The sequence below is a fragment of the Streptomyces sp. RGM 3693 genome (assembly GCF_050471125.1).
GTDB lineage: Bacteria > Actinomycetota > Actinomycetes > Streptomycetales > Streptomycetaceae > Streptomyces.
On sequence record NZ_JBMPPQ010000002.1, the window covers coordinates 741,308 to 756,171 of the forward strand.

Here is a 14,864-nt window from a genome sequence, read left to right on the forward strand (position 1 = left end):
CGGGAGCCGCCGCCCGACCTCAGCGCCGCTTGCGCCGACCGTGCTCCTGCCGCGGCGGCTTCTGGTCCGCCCCGGGCAGCGTCGGCTTGGGCAGGTGCGCCACCTCCCACTGGGCCTCGGCCAGCTTCTCGGCGGTGTCCCGCGGCAGCCGCGGCGGGTGGTGCGCCGCCGAACGGAAGCCGAACGCCGAGGTCAGATCGCCGAACGTGGACCGCCGCCAGTCGCTGATGTTGGGCTCCGTCACGCCCGTGAACCGCTCCAGGAACTGCAGCACCGAGGTGTGGTCGAAGGCGTCGCCGGCCGCCCAGCCGCCCACCGTCCAGGGAGAGACGATCAGGCAGGGGACCCGGAACCCGGCCCCGATCGGCAGGCCGCCGACGAACTCGTCCTTGGTCCCCGCGGGCGGCACCGGCGGCGGCACGTGGTCGAAGAGGCCGTCGTTCTCGTCGTAGTTCAGGATGAAGGCGGTCTTGGCCCACACCTTGGGGTTCGAGGCGATCGCCTCGATCTTCTTGGCCACGAAGTCCGCGCCGGCGGCCGGCAGGTAGTCCGGGTGCTCCGACTGGTAGCTGGTGGGGATGATCCAGGAGACCGCCGGCAGCCGGTCGTTGCGGGCGTCCTCCTCGAAGGCATCCGCCGGCCCCGGCCGCACCCCCTTCTCGTACAGCGCGCTGCCCGGCTTGGCGTCCCGGAACGGCTGGAACTGCTCCAGCAGGTTGCAGCCGTAGTCGTCCTCCTCCTGGTACACCTTCCAGCTGATGCCGGCCGCCTGAAGCCGCTCCGCGTACGTCGTCCAGCCGTACGGCTTGGGCGCGGTGTTGTTGAGGACCGGGCCGCCGCGGGTGCCGCCCGGGTCGAGGGTGCCGGTCATCCAGTACAGCCGGTTGGGCCAGGTGGGCCCGAAGACCGAGCAGAAGTAGTTGTCGCAGAGGGTGAACGCCTCGGCGAGGGCGAACTGGAAGGGGACGTCCTCGCGGCTGTGGTAGCCCATCACGTACGGGCCGTTGACCCCGTCGGCCTTGCGGTGCGCGGGCAGCCAGCGGTCCATCTTGCCGCCGTTCCACGCCTCGTGCTGGACCGACCAGGCGTGACTGGTGGAGGGGATGGCCTGGGCGCTGGAGGTGTGGGTGTCGAGGCGGAACGGCAGCAGGTAGCCGTCGGGGTTCTCCGGGTCCGGCTGGTAGAAGACGGACCGGCCGGTGGAGAGGGTGAGCGCGTCCGGGTCGTTGAAGCCGCGGACGCCGCGCAGGGTGCCGAAGTAGTGATCGAAAGAACGGTTCTCCTGCATCAGCAGGACGACGTGCTCGATGTCGCGCAGCGAGCCGTGTCGCGGCGGGCCGGCCGCGACGGCCTTCTGGATGCTGGGCGGCAGCAACGACAGCGCAGCGGTGCCACCGATCGCCCCGGCCGCCGAGCCGAGGAGTCTGCGTCGGGTCATATTCGGCATATGTGCCACTCTCCCTGAGTCGCGGAAGCCTTCGGTGGGCCGTCCCGACTGTGGCGGTGGCGCAGTTTCCCGGGCAGGGGGAGGTTGCTGAACGCTGTGTCAAATGGCCATGAACAGACCAGAGTTGGCCGAGCGACCCTACGCCCCATACGTCACGTGAGGCAGCGCCCGACAGCTCCTGCACCACCCCGGCTACGCCTTTGTGGCGATTGACGGGGACACGCCGCTTACGCCCGGAGTTCCCCCGTGTGCCGGGCAGCGCCGGCGGCCGGTGTCAGGGGCGCACCTGCAGCATGGTGGATTTGTCGCGCTGGTACGCCTGGAGGGCGGGCCCCTGATTGCCGGGTCCCTGCACCTCCAACACCATCGGCCCCTTGGGCGCCAGCACCAGGAGGAGCGTGACCTTCCAGAGCTTCTGGTCGTCCGGCGGGCTCAACCGGTACGTCACTTCCATGGCGGAACTGAACCCGACCGTGCTCTCGCTGGCCTTCTCATCGCTTTGGTACTCGCCGTAGTTGGCCAGGTCCGCGCCCCTGAAGGCGGCCATCATCCACGGCGGGCCGCCGTCGAGCGACCGGTCCGCCAGGTAGACGGTGAGCCGCGGTGTGCAGCGCCCGGATGCGGCAGGACGGCTCGTGGGCGGTGGTGGTGCCGGTGCTCATGCCGGCTCATCCTGCCGAGCCCGTACGCCGCGGGCCACCGGGTTACCGGTCACCGGCGGGCCGGGCGGGCCGCCGGCCGGGCGCCGGACCGGCCTCATACGCCGCCGATGTCCTCTTGCCACAGCTCCGGCCGCGCCCCGATGAAGTCCCGCATCATCGCCGCGCACCCGGGATCGTCCAGCAGCACGATCCGCACGCCGTGCCGGGCCAGCCAGTCGTGGCCGCCGTGGAACGTCCGGGCCTCGCCGATGACGACCCGGGAGATGCCGAACTGCCGGACCAACCCGCTGCACAACCAGCACGGCGAGAGCGTGGTGACCAGCGTCGTGCCGCGGTAGCCGCGCTGCCGCCCGGCCGCCCGGAACGCCGCGACCTCGGCGTGCAGCGACGGATCGCCGTCCTGGACGCGGCGGTTGCGGCCGCGCCCCAGCAGTGCGCCGTCCGGGCCGTACAGCGCCGCCCCGACGGGGATGCCGCCCTCGGCCAGCCCCGCCCGTGCCTCGGCGACCGCCGTGGCGAGCATGGCCCGGGCCTGCTCCTGGAGGTGGTCGGGGTGCCCGCACGGGTCGTCGTGACCGTCGACGCGGCCGTAGCGGCGGGCGGCGTCGCGGTCCCGCCCCCACTCCGGCGTCCGGTCCTGATCCGGTGCCTCGTCCATGCCGGTCACTCTCCCCGCCCGGCCGGGCCGCGGCAACGCGGGCTGGGCCGGACGGCCGTGAGGGACGCTCAGTGCGCGGTGGGCGGGGCGGGCGGGGTGTCCTCGGGGCCCTTGCGGTCGCTCTTCCCGCTCGTCGGGTCGTTGCCGTCGGAGCTGCTCGCGCCGCCCGTGCCGGTCCCGCCCTCGGCGGCCCCGGACTCCTTGCGCCGCAGCTCCTCCTCGCGGCGCCGCAGATCGGCCTCCCAGTCCTTCAGCAGCGCCTCGTCCTTCTTGTTCTCCTCGCGCAGGGACCGCAGGAACTCGGGGTTGTCGTCCGGTGCCACCCACGGGGTGCTGTGGTTGCGGTGCCACTCGGCGGGCGTGCTGCCGCCGCCGCCCGCGACCCGCTGCCGCTGCTTCCCGGCCACCAGCCAGGCGATCGGCCCGATCAGCACCTCGCCGAACAGCAGGATGATCAGCACCCACACCACCTTGGGCAGGCCGCGGACCTGCGACTCAGGGGTGTTGAGGCAGTCGATGAACGCGTAGATCCACAGCGCCAGCACCAGGAGGAACGGCAGATACCTGAGCATTGCGGACGGTCCCCCTGTACGCGCGAGCGGGCCCTCGGCGGGGCCCCGTGACCCGTACAGGGTAGTGCGTACCGGATACTGGAGCGCATGGCTTACGACGATCTTCGCTCCCTGCTGCGGGCCCTGGAGCGCGAGGGCGACCTGACGCGCATCAAGGCCGAGGTCGACCCGTATCTGGAGGTCGGCGAGATCGTGGACCGGGTGCAGAAGGCCGGCGGGCCGGCGCTGCTCTTCGAGAACGTCAAGGGCTCGTCGATGCCGCTGGCCATGAACGTCTACGGCACCGACCGCCGGCTCCTGAAGGCCCTCGGCCTCACGGCGTACGAGGAGATCAGCGGGAAGATCGGCGGGCTGCTCAAGCCCGAACTCCCGCACGGCTTCGTCGGCGTCCGCGAGGCGTTCGGCAAGCTCGCGAACATGACGCACGTCCCGCCGAAGAAGGTCAAGGGCGAGGCGCCCGTCCAGGAGGTCGTGCTCACCGGCGACGACGTCGACCTGGAGAAGCTGCCGGCGCTGTTCACCTGGCCGAAGGACGGCGGCTCCTTCTTCAACCTCGGTCTGACCCACACCAAGCACCCCGAGACCGGCGTCCGCAACCTCGGCCTCTACCGCCTCCAGCGCCACGACAAGCGCACCATCGGGATGCACTGGCAGATCCACAAGGACAGTCGCAACCACTACCAGGTCGCCGCCAAGCGCGGTGAGAAGCTGCCGGTCGCCATCGCCTTCGGCTGCCCGCCGGCGGTGACCTACGCCTCGACCGCGCCGCTCCCCGGCGACATCGATGAGTACCTCTTCGCCGGCTTCCTCCAGGGCAAGCGGATCGAGATGGTGGACTGCAAGACCGTCCCGCTCCAGGTTCCGGCGCACGCCGAGGTCGTCATCGAGGGCTGGCTGGAGCCCGGCGAGATGCTGCCGGAGGGCCCGTTCGGCGACCACACCGGCTTCTACACGCCGCAGGAGCCCTTCCCGGCGCTGAAGATCGACTGCGTGACGATGCGGAAGCGCCCGCTGCTCCAGTCGATCGTCGTGGGCCGCCCGCCGACCGAGGACGGGCCGCTGGGCCGGGCCACCGAGCGGTTCTTCCTCCCGCTCCTCAAGATCATCGTCCCGGACATCGTGGACTACCACCTCCCCGAGTCCGGCGGCTTCCACAACTGCGCGATCGTCTCGATCGACAAGAAGTACCCCAAGCACGCCCAGAAGGTCATGCACGCCATCTGGGGCGCCCACATGATGTCGCTGACCAAGCTGATCGTGGTCGTCGACGCGGACTGCGATGTGCACGACCTCCACGAGGTCTCCTGGCGGGCGCTGGGCAACACCGACTACGCCCGCGACCTGACCGTCGTCGAAGGCCCCGTCGACCACCTCGACCACGCCTCCTACCAGCAGTTCTGGGGCGGCAAGGCGGGCATCGACGCCACGAAGAAGTGGCCCGAGGAGGGCTACACCCGCGACGGCGGCTGGCCGGACATGGTCGAGTCGGACCCGCGGACGGCCGCGCTGGTCGACCGCCGCTGGAAGGAGTACGGGCTGTGAGCGCGGTAGAAGGAGTCATCGGCGGGCCGGGGCCCGCGCAACCGGACAGCAAGGTACGGGCGTTCCTCCGCCTCGTCGTCATCGAGCACTCGGTCTTCGCCCTGCCCTTCGCCTACATCGCGGCCTTCACCGCGATGCACCAGCTGGACAAGAACGTCCACTGGGCCCGGCTGCTGCTCGTCACCGTCGCCATGGTCGGCCTGCGCACCTTCGCGATGGCCGTCAACCGCATCATCGACCGGGAGATCGACGCCCGTAACCCGCGGACGGCCGGGCGCGAGCTGGTCACCGGCGTGGTGTCGGTCCGGTCCGCCTGGACCGGCGCGCTGGTCGCCGTGGTGGTCTTCCTGGGCGCGGCCGCGCTGCTCAACCCGCTGTGCCTGGCGCTGGCGCCGGTCGCCGTGGTCCCGATGGTGGTCTATCCCTACGGGAAGCGCTTCACCAACTTCCCGCACGCGATCCTCGGCCTGGCCCAGGCGATGGCCCCGGTCGGTGCCTGGATCGCGATCACCGGCGAGTGGTCCTGGGAGTCGGTGATCCTCGGTCTCGCGGTCGGCATCTGGATCGGCGGCTTCGACCTGATCTACGCCTGCCAGGACGTCGAGGCGGACCGCGACAACGGCGTGATGTCCGTACCGGCCCGCTTCGGTGTGCCGGGCGCGCTCTGGGGCGCCCGCTGGTGCCACGTCGTCACCACCGCGCTGCTGGCGTGGTACGGCGTCGCCATCGGCGCCGGGATCTTCTTCTGGATCGGGCTGGTGATCGTGGCGGTGGCCTTCTGCTACGAGCACGCGATCGTGCGCCCGCACGACACCTCTCGGCTCAACCGGGCGTTCTTCCAGGTCAACAGCTTCATCGGGATCGCGCTGTTCGTCTGCGCGCTGCTCGACCTGTTCGTTCGCGGCCTGACGCCCTGACGCCCTGACGCCCTGACGCCCGGCCGGTCAGCCCTTGCTGAGCGGCCAGGCGATCAGCCGCGGGTAGCTCCACAGCTCGCCCTTGGTCGCCTTGAGGGTGCCGATGAGGGCGCAGACCATGCCGGATATCGCGTAGGCCGCCATGACCACCATGACCGTCACCAGCGGAACGGCCAGCCCCGGCGGGGCGTCGGCCCGTCCGCTGTCGTCGGCCGCGGCGAAGACGATCGCGCTGCCGAAGTAGAGGATCAGGCCGAGCGTCGCGACGATGGCCTGGGTGATGCCGAGATTCAGCGCCTGGGTGGCGTGGTGCCGGACGTACGGGTCGTGCTTGTGGCGGGCGTTGCTGCGGATCGACAGCGGGGCGATCCAGCCGAGGAAGCCGCCCAGACCGCAGAGCATCGAGCCCGCGGTGATGGTCAGCAGCGCACCGAGGTGGGCCCACATCGCCGGGGTCGTCGAGGGCGTGGGGGGCTGGGCGCCGTAGCCGGGGCCGGTGGGGTAGCCGTAGCCGGGCGCGCTCGGATAGCCGTAGCCGTAGCCGGCGGGCGGAGGGGTGGGCTGCTGCCAGCCCGACGGGCCGTATCCCGGCTGGTGGTGGTCGGACATCGTGTATTCCCCCGAATCACTGTGTCGTTGTCCCGCCGCGCCCCCGCGTGCGGTGCTCCGCCGGGCCGTGCGGCGGGTGCCGGCACCCGCCCGACGACCGCTTCGAGCCTCGTGTGTCGAGATTACGGGACGGGTCTGACAACGGCGTCGGCCGCCCGCACCGTCCGCCCACGCTCGCGCAGGACGAACGCCGCCAGTACCCCGCCGATCAGGCCGAACAGATGGCCCTGCCAGCTGATCCCGCTGGTGGTGGGCAGTGCGCCCCACAGGATCGAGCCGTAGACGAGGGCGACGCCCACCCCGATCCCGATGTCCAGCGGCTTGCGCTCGATGAAGCCGCGGACCGCGAGATAGCCGAAGAGCCCGAAGACCACCCCGGAGGCGCCCGCGGTGTTGCTGTGTGGTGCGGCGGTCAGCCACACGCCCAGGCCGCTGACGAGGATGATCAGCAGGACCGCGGCGAGGAACCGGCGGATCCCGCTGCGCAGCGCGGCGACGAAGCCGAGCACCAGCAGCGGGAGGGTGTTGGCCGCCAGATGGCCGAAGCCGAAGTGGAGGAAGGCGGCGGGCACCACGTCGACCAGCTCGGCCGGATCGCGGGGCTGGATGCCGAAGGTGTCGAGGGCGTTGCCGCTGAGGGTGTCGATGCCCTCCAGGACCCACAGCAGCGCGACCCAGCCCAGCATCAGCAGGAGCGCGGGCCTGGCCCGTGCGGTGCGCGGTGTCATCGTCCGCCCCCTCGTCGTCGGCGTGTCCGGTCGGCTCCCCGGCGTCGTACCGGCGCATAGGTAGTAACGGTCGTGACGGCCCCGGTGGTTCCGCCGGATAGGCTCGATCCGTGGAGCCGCCGCACAACAACACCAGCAAGAACGCCACCGGTCAGCAGGATCCGGGCCGCCGGCCGTGGGTCGTCGGGATCTCCGGTGCGTCCGGGACGCCGTATGCCGCATCCGTGCTGCGCGGGTTGCTCACGGCCGGGGAGGCGGTGGACCTCGTCGTCAGCCGGGCGTCGCGGCTGACCCTGATGGACGAGACCGGGATCGCCTTCCGGGACGCGCACTGGCGCAGCGACCTGCGGGAGTGGCTGGAGCGCGGCGCGGACGGCAAGCCGGACGCCTTCCGGGTGACCGAGGAGGCGCTGGCGGGGGTCCGGCACTGGCCGGCCGGGGACCTGGCGGCGGGGCCGTCGTCGGGTTCGTATCCGGCGAAGGGGATGTTGATCGTCCCGGCGAGCACGGCGTGTGTGGCCGGCGTGGCGCTGGGGCTGTCGAAGGACCTGTTGCAGCGGGTGGCGAGCGTGACGCTCAAGGAGCGGCGGCCGTTGGTCGTCGCGCTGCGGGAGACGCCGCTGAACGGGCCGACGCTGAAGCAGCTGGTAGCGCTGGACGAGGCGGGCGCTGTGGTGCTGCCCGCCTCGCCGGCGTTCTACGCGGGTGCGACGCACATCCAGGATCTGGTGGACTTCGTCGCGGGCCGGGTGCTCGATGCGGCGCAGGTGCCGCACGGGCTGTACCGGCGGTGGGAAGGGGAGCTGGGGGGCGGCTCCAAGGGGGAGGCCCCGAAGGCTCGTTAGCGCTTCTTGGCGGCGGCGCGGCCCAGGCGGCGCCGCGCCCGCGGGGTCGCGGGCAGCTGGGCGGCACGAGAACGATTGGCCTGGTCCTGCAGCTCACGCATGCGGGCGTAGGCCATCTCGATCGAGTACACGGTGACAACTCCTGTTGAAAGATCGTTCTTGATCATTCTAAATGAATCACAGGGCTCGGACCCTGTATGCCTTAGATTCTACATACAGAACGCAGAAAAGCGGAAAGATTGGAAGGCTTGAGGGCATGGACGCGGTGGATAGGCAGCTCATTCAGGCACTCCGCGAGAACGGCAGGGCCTCTTACGCGGAGCTCGGCCGGCTCGTCGGCCTCTCCGGCCCCAGCGTCACGGACCGGATCAACCGCCTCGAAGCGGCCGGGGTGATCACCGGCTACCGCGCGACGGTCAACGCCGCCTCGCTCGGACTCGGCGTCACGGCCCTGGTCGGCATCTCCCTGTCGGACGCCGCCGACCACGAGGACGTCGCCCGCCGGCTCAAGGACCTCGAAGAGATCGAGGACTGCTGGTTCATCGCCGGTGACGACTCCTACATGCTCAAGGTCCGGGTCGGCGACGTCGACGGGCTGGAGCGCACCATCCGGCGGCTGTCCGGCACCAGGGGCGTCTCCCGTACGCGGACCACGATCGTGCTCTCCACCAAGTGGGAGAACCGCGTGGGCGAACTCCCCGAAGAGGTCGACTGAGCCGGGTGCGCACCGACGGCGGACGGAGGCCCGGGCCACTGCCAAGGGGCCTCCGCCCGCCGCGGAACCGGGGGAGTAGGCTCGGCGAAGCCCGTTTTTCGCACGAAACGGCCAGCGTTTCACGTGAAACGGCCGGTGACAGACAGAGATGGTGGGAGGCGACCCGATGGCTGCGTCGATGGATGCCGGCCTCAAGCGCGAGCTGGAGGCGAAGGTCCACGCCGGCGAACGGCTGACCCGCGAGGACGGAATCGCCCTCTACGAGTCCGACGACCTGGCCTGGCTGGGCGGCCTCGCCCATGAGGTGCGGACCCGGAAGAACGGCGACGCCGTCCACTTCAACGTCAACCGCCACCTCAACATGACGAACGTGTGCACCGCGTCCTGCGCGTACTGCTCGTTCCAGCGCAAGCCGGGCGAGAAGGACGCGTACACCATGCGCATCGAGGAGGCCGTCCGCCTCGCCAAGGCGATGGAGAACGACAACCTCACCGAGCTGCACATCGTCAACGGCCTGCACCCGACCCTGCCGTGGCGCTACTACCCGCGCTCGCTGCGGGAGTTGAAGAAGGCGCTGCCGAACGTCTCCCTCAAGGCGTTCACCGCCACCGAGATCCACCACTTCGAGACCATCTCCGGCCTGTCCGCCTCCGAGATCCTCGACGAGCTGATCGACGCCGGCCTGGAGTCGCTGACCGGCGGCGGCGCCGAGATCTTCGACTGGGAGGTCCGGCAGCACATCGTCGACCACCGCACCCACTGGGAAGACTGGTCGCGGATCCACCGCCTCGCCCACGAAAAGGGCCTCAAGACCCCCTGCACCATGCTCTACGGGCACGTCGAAGAGCCCCGCCACCGCGTCGACCACGTCCTGCGGCTGCGTGAACTCCAGGACGAGACCGGGGGCTTCCAGGTCTTCATCCCGCTGCGGTACCAGCACGACTTCGTGGACATGCAGGACGGCAAGGTCCGCAACAAGCTCCAGGCCCGGACCACGATGGCCAGCGGCGCCGAGGCCCTGAAGACCTTCGCGGTCTCCCGGCTCCTCTTCGACAACGTCCCGCACGTCAAGGTCTTCTGGGTGATGCACGGCGTCCAGACCGCCCAGCTCGCCCTCCAGCACGGCGCGGACGACATGGACGGCTCGGTCGTCGAGTACAAGATCACGCACGACGCGGACAACTACGGCACGCCGAACAAGCTCACCCGCGACGACCTGCTGGACCTGATCCGCGACGCCGGCTTCCGTCCCGTCGAGCGCAACACCCGCTACGAGACCATCCGCGAGTACCCCGGCCCCGACCCGGAGCGCCGTGAGTCCCCGCAGCCGATGCGGGTCTGACGCCGTCCTCCGGCCCCACGGGCCCCGGTAGGGTCCGCTGCATGAGCGTGCGCTTCGAGCTGGACCCTGCCGTCACCCCGGAGGTCCGCGACGGGATCTGCGCGTTGTGGGCGGAGGTCGCCAACGCGGGCGGCGCGGTCGGTTACGTCCCGCCCGTGGCCCCCGAGGACATCCGCCCCGGCCTCGTCCGCCACCTCGCGGCGATGGCCGTGAACCGCGAGCGGTTGCTCATCGGCCGGGACGACGGCGGCCGGGTCGTCGCCACCGCGTTCCTCACCTTCAACTGGCACTGGATGTCCACCCACTGGCTGTGGGTCTACACCGTCATGGTCCACCCCGCCCGCCAGGGCCAGGGCGTCGGCCGCGCCCTGATGGCCGCGGTTGCCGACGCCGCCCGCGGCATCGACGGCATCATCGGCCTGCGCCTCACCTGCCGCGGCGGCACCGGCCTGCGCCGCTTCTACGAAGCCTGCGGCTACCAGGAGATCGGCCGCGCCCCCCGCGCGATCAAGCTCGGCGACGGCGACTTCCGCGACGACGTCACGATGTGGCTGGATCTGGCCTGAAGCGTCCTCGGGCCGGGGGCCCGGAAGATCGCCCAGCGTCCTGTGCTTGACTGGACGGAGACCCTTTCGGTTGCCGTTGAGAAGAAGGTCCCGACCGTGAGTAGCCCCAAGTTCGCGACGCTCCGCTACACCGCCCTTCGCATCGGCCTGTTCGCCGTCAGCTTTGCCGTGGTGTGGGTGCTGGGGTACTTCCGGATCATTCCGCTCGGCGTCGGCAGCTCCAACATGATCTGGCTGCTCCTCCTCGCCATCGTGATCTCCGCACCGCTCAGCTTCGTGCTGCTGCGCAAGCAGCGGGACGCGATGTCCGAGCAGATCGTGGCCAAGGTGGACCGCCAGAAGGAGCGCCTCGCGGCCAACCAGAGCATGGAGGACGGGCTGTAGGCCCGACCCCTCGCCCCTCCGGGCTGTAAGACGCGTCACGTCGACGCGTCGCCCGTTCCCCACCCCCGTCCGGCGCCCGGTGCGCGGAGTCCCAACTCCGCGCACCGGGCGCCGTTTTGCGTTGCCCCGCCCAGCCTCATCCCGACCCAAAGATTTTCTTTGGGTTCCTCAAAGTTCAAGTGTTAACGTACTTGCCATGAAGACCGCAGCTGCGCCCTCGAATCCCATGAGCGTCCCGCTCGTGGTGCGCCTGCACGTCGATCTTTGCCGCTGTATGTCCGCGGCCTGTTGCCGCCGCTGACATGTCCCCCCAGCGGCCGGAGATCCTGCTTGTACGTACGGACCTCCTGGCGCCACGTCATGCCGTTCCCGACGCCCCGCGTCCCACGCCTTTCCCGTTCCCGGAGTGTGTCCGTTGTCCACGTCTGCCCAGACCCCCGCGCCCGCCGAGGCGCCCCAGACCCCGAAGACCTCCCGAATACCCAAGATCCCGTTCTGGGTGCAGATCCTTGCCGGCCTCGTCCTCGGCGTGCTGCTCGGCTGGGTCGCCAAGAGCGGTGACATCGGTTGGCTCGGCTCCACCCTGGAGCACATCGGCGACCTCTTCGTCCAGCTGCTGAAGCTGGCCGTCGCCCCCCTGGTCTTCTTCGCGATCCTGGTCTCGATCACCAACCTGCGGCAGGTCAACAACGCCGCGCGACTGGCCACCCGCACCCTGCTGTGGTTCATGGTCACCTCGCTCATCGCGGTGGCGATCGGCCTGGCCATCGGCCTGCTGACGCACCCCGGCGCGGGCACCGGCCTGACCCCCAAGGACGGCAAGCTCCCCCAGCACACCGGCTCCTGGATCGACTTCCTGACCGGCATCGTCCCGACCGACGTCATCACGCCGTTCACCGAGCTCAACGTCCTGCAGATCGTCTTCATCGCGGCCGTCGCCGGTATCGCCGCGCTCCAGCTCGGCGACAAGGCCGAACCGGTCCTCAAGCTCAGCCGCTCCGTCCTGGAACTGCTCCAGAAGGCCCTGTGGTGGGTCATCCGCCTGGCCCCGATCGGCACCGTCGGCCTCATCGGCCACGCCATCGCCACCTACGGCTGGAACCTGATCGGCAAGTACGCGACCTTCACCGTCGACATCTACGTCGGTTGCGCGCTGGTCCTCTTCGTCGTCTACCCGCTGCTGCTCTCGACCGTCGCCAAGGTCAACCCGCTCCAGTTCTTCCGCGGTGCCTGGCCCGCCATCCAGCTGGCCTTCGTCTCCCGCTCCTCGGTCGGCACCATGCCGGTCACCCAGAAGGTCACCGAGCGCCTCGGCGTGCCGAAGGAGTACGCCTCCTTCGCAGTGCCGTTCGGCTCGACGACCAAGATGGACGGCTGCGCCTCGATCTACCCGGCGATCGCCGCGATCTTCATCGCGCAGATCTTCAACGTCCACCTGAGCATCGCCGACTACGTCCTGATCGCCTTCGTCTCGGTCATCGGCTCCGCCGCCACCGCCGGCCTCACCGGCGCCACGGTCATGCTGACCCTGACCCTCTCCACGCTGGGCCTCCCCCTGGAGGGCGTCGGCCTGCTCATGGCCATCGACCCGATCCTGGACATGATGCGGACCGCCACCAACGTGGCCGGTCAGTCCGTCATCCCGATCCTGGTCTCCGCCCGGGAGAACATCCTGGACCGCGACGCCTACGCCCGCGCCACCAGCATCCGCATCGGTGGCACCGCCGCCGCCGAGCCCGCTGCCGAGCCCGTCGCCGAGCGCGAGCCGGCCACGGCCGCGGCCTGACACCACCCACCGGGGCCCGCCCCCCGGAGCACGCGCAACGCCCCCGCGGCCCGTACGAGGCCGCGGGGGCGCTGTCGTGCGCAGCGGGCGCACGGCTTCAGCGCGCGACCGGCGCCGCCCCGGTGTGCGCCAGGATCGCCTCCACCAGCGGCCGGTGGACCGCCGGCGGCAGCGCATGCCCCATCCCCGGGACCTCCACCAGCTCCGCGCCCTTGATCGCCTGCGCGAGGTGCTGCGGATGCGGCGGTGGGAACACCGGCTCGGCCGGCGCACAGACCACCAACGTCGGCACCGCGTTCCGCGCCAACTCCGCGGTGCGGAGCATCCCGCCGTCGTCCGCGCGCCCATGGGCGGTGCCCACGCGAGAGTGCCCGGTGTGCGCGATGACCCGGCGCTCCAGATCGCGGTAGTACGCCGCGTCGAACGGCAGCAGCCCGCCGGCGAGCACCCGCCAGTGCGCGATCCGGCGCTCGATCTCGGCCTCTTCGCCGTGGTCCGCGACGGGCCGGGCCCACATCTCCAGCACCTCCGGCGCGATGCCCGGCAGCTCGTCCACCGGGACGGTGGAGCCGTCGGGCCGGGTGTACGGGACGGTGCTGAGCGCGCAGGTGCCCATCAGGGTGGCGCTGAGCAGCCGGTCCGGGTGGTCGGCGAGGACCATCTGGGTCAGCATGCCGCCCAGCGACAGCCCGACGAGATGCGCCCGGTCGACGCCGAGCCCGTCCAGCATGGCGATCACATCGGCCGCGAGGTCGGCGATCCGGTACGGCCGGTCCTCGAACGACCAGGTGGAGCGGCCGGTGTCCCGGTGGTCGTAACGGATCACCCGGTGGTGCGCGGCCAACGCGTCCACCAGCGGCTCCGGCCAGCCGACACCGGTGGCCTGCGCGCCCATGACCAGCAACAACGGGGGCGCGCCGACCGGCCCCCGCTGCTCGGTCCACAGCCGGACACCCGGCGCGGCCTCGATGAAACGCTCCTCAACCGTCGACGCGCCCACCGCCCCACCACCCATCGACGCACCCACCGACCCACCCACCGACCCGCGCTGTGACATGCGCTGTGACATGCGCAGACCTCCCGAAATGTCGACACCGATCAACGAAACGAACCGTATCGTCTCGCTATGACTCACACCATGTCAAGCGGCCGGGCGGGGAGGGCGAAGATCGTAAACTTACTTTGCGGTAAATGCCGCAAAGGGGCGGGATGATGGAGGGTCTTCAGGGTGGGAGCTGCCAAGAGCAAGCGGGTGCCGCGGGCGGTCCGGGAGCGGCAGATGATGGACGCCGCGGTGCGGACGTTCGCGCGGCGCGGGTACCGGGCGGCCTCCATGGACGAGATCGCCGAACTCGCCGGCGTCTCCAAGCCCCTGGTCTACCTCTACCTCAACTCCAAGGAAGACCTCTTCAGCGCGGTCATCCGGCGCGAGTCCGCGGCCCTGGTGGCGGCCGTGACCGCGGCCGTGGAGCCGGACGCCGCCGCCGACCGCCAACTCTGGAGCGGTCTGACCGGCTTCTTTGCCCACACCGCCGAACACCCCGACGGCTGGGCGGTGCTGCACCAGCAGGCGCGCACCCAGGGGGAGCCGTTCGCGGTCGAAGTGGCCGCGATGCGGGCGGAGATCGTCCGGTTCGTCACCGGTCTGATCGCGGCCGCCGCGAAGGAGGCGGGCTGCGCCGGCGAACTGGCCGACCGCGAGGTGGCGGGCCTGGCCCACGCCCTCGTCGGCGCCGCCGAATCGCTCGCCGAGTGGGCCAACGCCCCCACTGCCGACGGCACTTCGCCCCTCGGGCTCCCCAGCGAAGGCGAAGGCGAACGGCCAACGGCCAAGGAGGCCGCCGGCGCACTGATGAACTTCGCCTGGGCTGGCCTCGGCCGCCTCATGCGCGGCGAGCGCTGGACCCCGGCCTGACGGGGCCGACGGCGCTCGACGCCCGCCGCCCACCGCCCGCCACCCGTCCGCCCCTTGCCGGGCGGGGGCGGGGTGTGTCGCCGTCCCGCGGCCGCAGACGAATGCCCTGCAAGGGCATTGGCTAGGCGTGGGCACTGGGCGTAAATTTACCGCGCAGTAAGGTTACCTTCGGGTCA

The 14,864-nt window shown here is 70.8% G+C and carries 17 protein-coding genes; 9 read left to right on the plus strand and 8 right to left on the minus strand.

What is annotated here, in order from left to right:
- Nucleotides 1-19 precede the first annotated feature (19 nt).
- The 4 genes from ACO0M4_RS20595 to ACO0M4_RS20610 all read right to left on the minus strand — a co-directional run bounded on the left by ACO0M4_RS20595 (nucleotide 20) and on the right by ACO0M4_RS20610 (nucleotide 3,339).
- The gene (locus tag ACO0M4_RS20595; RefSeq protein WP_430372257.1) at nucleotides 20-1,447 is read right to left on the minus strand and encodes an alkaline phosphatase family protein; all 1,428 of its coding nucleotides are present in this window, start codon (nucleotides 1,445-1,447) and stop codon (nucleotides 20-22) included.
- Nucleotides 1,448-1,721: 274 nt separating this feature from the next.
- Nucleotides 1,722-1,994: a hypothetical protein gene (locus ACO0M4_RS20600; RefSeq protein ID WP_430372258.1), complete on the minus strand. Its 273-nt coding sequence runs from the start codon at nucleotides 1,992-1,994 to the stop codon at nucleotides 1,722-1,724.
- 209 nt (nucleotides 1,995-2,203) lie between these two features.
- Nucleotides 2,204-2,767 carry a nucleoside deaminase gene (locus tag ACO0M4_RS20605; protein ID WP_430372259.1) on the minus strand — a complete coding sequence of 188 codons (564 nt, stop codon included), beginning with the start codon at nucleotides 2,765-2,767 and terminating at the stop codon, nucleotides 2,204-2,206.
- Nucleotides 2,768-2,835: 68 nt separating this feature from the next.
- Nucleotides 2,836-3,339 (minus strand): PLD nuclease N-terminal domain-containing protein, encoded by a 504-nt coding sequence (locus tag ACO0M4_RS20610; RefSeq protein WP_430372260.1) that lies wholly within the window; start codon nucleotides 3,337-3,339, stop codon nucleotides 2,836-2,838.
- An 87-nt stretch (nucleotides 3,340-3,426) separates the two neighbouring features.
- On the opposite strand from ACO0M4_RS20610, the gene ACO0M4_RS20615 reads away from it, so the two are divergent.
- Complete coding sequence (locus ACO0M4_RS20615; protein WP_430372261.1) at nucleotides 3,427-4,881, plus strand: menaquinone biosynthesis decarboxylase; 1,455 nt, start codon at nucleotides 3,427-3,429, stop codon at nucleotides 4,879-4,881.
- On the plus strand, nucleotides 4,878-5,798 hold the full coding sequence (gene mqnP, locus ACO0M4_RS20620; protein ID WP_430372262.1) for a menaquinone biosynthesis prenyltransferase MqnP: 921 nt from the start codon (nucleotides 4,878-4,880) through the stop codon (nucleotides 5,796-5,798). Before ACO0M4_RS20615 ends, mqnP begins: the two co-directional genes overlap by 4 nt.
- Before the next feature lie 27 nt (nucleotides 5,799-5,825).
- On the opposite strand, the gene ACO0M4_RS20625 is transcribed toward mqnP, so the two are convergent.
- Entirely contained in the window at nucleotides 5,826-6,407 is a 582-nt protein-coding gene (locus ACO0M4_RS20625; protein WP_430372263.1) for a DUF4870 domain-containing protein, read from the minus strand.
- Nucleotides 6,408-6,529: 122 nt separating this feature from the next.
- Entirely contained in the window at nucleotides 6,530-7,135 is a 606-nt protein-coding gene (locus ACO0M4_RS20630) for a rhomboid family intramembrane serine protease (RefSeq protein ID WP_430372264.1), read from the minus strand.
- Between the two features lie 110 nt (nucleotides 7,136-7,245).
- On the opposite strand from ACO0M4_RS20630, the gene ACO0M4_RS20635 reads away from it, so the two are divergent.
- Nucleotides 7,246-7,980 carry a UbiX family flavin prenyltransferase gene (locus ACO0M4_RS20635; protein WP_430372265.1) on the plus strand — a complete coding sequence of 245 codons (735 nt, stop codon included), beginning with the start codon at nucleotides 7,246-7,248 and terminating at the stop codon, nucleotides 7,978-7,980.
- On the opposite strand, the gene ACO0M4_RS20640 is transcribed toward ACO0M4_RS20635, so the two are convergent.
- The gene (locus ACO0M4_RS20640) at nucleotides 7,977-8,147 is read right to left on the minus strand and encodes a hypothetical protein (RefSeq protein WP_430373973.1); all 171 of its coding nucleotides are present in this window, start codon (nucleotides 8,145-8,147) and stop codon (nucleotides 7,977-7,979) included. The genes ACO0M4_RS20635 and ACO0M4_RS20640 overlap by 4 nt on opposite strands.
- Nucleotides 8,148-8,236: 89 nt before the next feature.
- On the opposite strand from ACO0M4_RS20640, the gene ACO0M4_RS20645 reads away from it, so the two are divergent.
- The 5 genes from ACO0M4_RS20645 to ACO0M4_RS20665 all read left to right on the plus strand — a co-directional run bounded on the left by ACO0M4_RS20645 (nucleotide 8,237) and on the right by ACO0M4_RS20665 (nucleotide 12,773).
- Entirely contained in the window at nucleotides 8,237-8,695 is a 459-nt protein-coding gene (locus ACO0M4_RS20645) for an Lrp/AsnC family transcriptional regulator (protein WP_430372267.1), read from the plus strand.
- 178 nt (nucleotides 8,696-8,873) lie between these two features.
- Nucleotides 8,874-10,037, plus strand: a complete 1,164-nt coding sequence (gene mqnE / locus ACO0M4_RS20650) for an aminofutalosine synthase MqnE (protein WP_430373873.1) — start codon at nucleotides 8,874-8,876, stop codon at nucleotides 10,035-10,037.
- 41 nt (nucleotides 10,038-10,078) lie between these two features.
- The gene (locus ACO0M4_RS20655) at nucleotides 10,079-10,603 is read left to right on the plus strand and encodes an N-acetyltransferase family protein (protein ID WP_430372268.1); all 525 of its coding nucleotides are present in this window, start codon (nucleotides 10,079-10,081) and stop codon (nucleotides 10,601-10,603) included.
- Nucleotides 10,604-10,699: 96 nt separating this feature from the next.
- Nucleotides 10,700-10,987, plus strand: a complete 288-nt coding sequence (locus tag ACO0M4_RS20660; protein ID WP_430372269.1) for a DUF4229 domain-containing protein — start codon at nucleotides 10,700-10,702, stop codon at nucleotides 10,985-10,987.
- 415 nt (nucleotides 10,988-11,402) lie between these two features.
- On the plus strand, nucleotides 11,403-12,773 hold the full coding sequence (locus ACO0M4_RS20665; RefSeq protein ID WP_430372270.1) for a dicarboxylate/amino acid:cation symporter: 1,371 nt from the start codon (nucleotides 11,403-11,405) through the stop codon (nucleotides 12,771-12,773).
- Nucleotides 12,774-12,870: 97 nt separating this feature from the next.
- Here ACO0M4_RS20665 and ACO0M4_RS20670 read toward each other — a convergent pair whose 3' ends face one another.
- On the minus strand, nucleotides 12,871-13,788 hold the full coding sequence (locus ACO0M4_RS20670) for an alpha/beta fold hydrolase (protein ID WP_430373874.1): 918 nt from the start codon (nucleotides 13,786-13,788) through the stop codon (nucleotides 12,871-12,873).
- A 213-nt stretch (nucleotides 13,789-14,001) separates the two neighbouring features.
- Here ACO0M4_RS20670 and ACO0M4_RS20675 point away from each other — a divergent pair, with 213 nt between their 5' ends.
- Nucleotides 14,002-14,688, plus strand: coding sequence for a TetR/AcrR family transcriptional regulator (locus ACO0M4_RS20675; protein ID WP_430372271.1), 687 nt, complete (start codon nucleotides 14,002-14,004; stop codon nucleotides 14,686-14,688).
- Nucleotides 14,689-14,864: the final 176 nt, after the last annotated feature.

Bases quoted from the DNA above. Each gene is read 5' to 3' on its own strand.
- ACO0M4_RS20595 (WP_430372257.1), bottom strand. From the start codon at position 1,447: ATGCCGAATATGACCCGACGCAGACTCCTCGGCTCGGCGGCCGGGGCG.
- ACO0M4_RS20600 (WP_430372258.1), bottom strand. From the start codon at position 1,994: ATGGCCGCCTTCAGGGGCGCGGACCTGGCCAACTACGGCGAGTACCAA.
- ACO0M4_RS20605 (WP_430372259.1), bottom strand. From the start codon at position 2,767: ATGGACGAGGCACCGGATCAGGACCGGACGCCGGAGTGGGGGCGGGAC.
- ACO0M4_RS20610 (WP_430372260.1), bottom strand. From the start codon at position 3,339: ATGCTCAGGTATCTGCCGTTCCTCCTGGTGCTGGCGCTGTGGATCTAC.
- ACO0M4_RS20615 (WP_430372261.1), top strand. From the start codon at position 3,427: ATGGCTTACGACGATCTTCGCTCCCTGCTGCGGGCCCTGGAGCGCGAG.
- ACO0M4_RS20625 (WP_430372263.1), bottom strand. From the start codon at position 6,407: ATGTCCGACCACCACCAGCCGGGATACGGCCCGTCGGGCTGGCAGCAG.
- ACO0M4_RS20630 (WP_430372264.1), bottom strand. From the start codon at position 7,135: ATGACACCGCGCACCGCACGGGCCAGGCCCGCGCTCCTGCTGATGCTG.
- ACO0M4_RS20640 (WP_430373973.1), bottom strand. From the start codon at position 8,147: ATGATCAAGAACGATCTTTCAACAGGAGTTGTCACCGTGTACTCGATC.
- ACO0M4_RS20645 (WP_430372267.1), top strand. From the start codon at position 8,237: ATGGACGCGGTGGATAGGCAGCTCATTCAGGCACTCCGCGAGAACGGC.
- mqnE (WP_430373873.1), top strand. From the start codon at position 8,874: ATGGATGCCGGCCTCAAGCGCGAGCTGGAGGCGAAGGTCCACGCCGGC.
- ACO0M4_RS20655 (WP_430372268.1), top strand. From the start codon at position 10,079: ATGAGCGTGCGCTTCGAGCTGGACCCTGCCGTCACCCCGGAGGTCCGC.
- ACO0M4_RS20670 (WP_430373874.1), bottom strand. From the start codon at position 13,788: ATGGGTGGTGGGGCGGTGGGCGCGTCGACGGTTGAGGAGCGTTTCATC.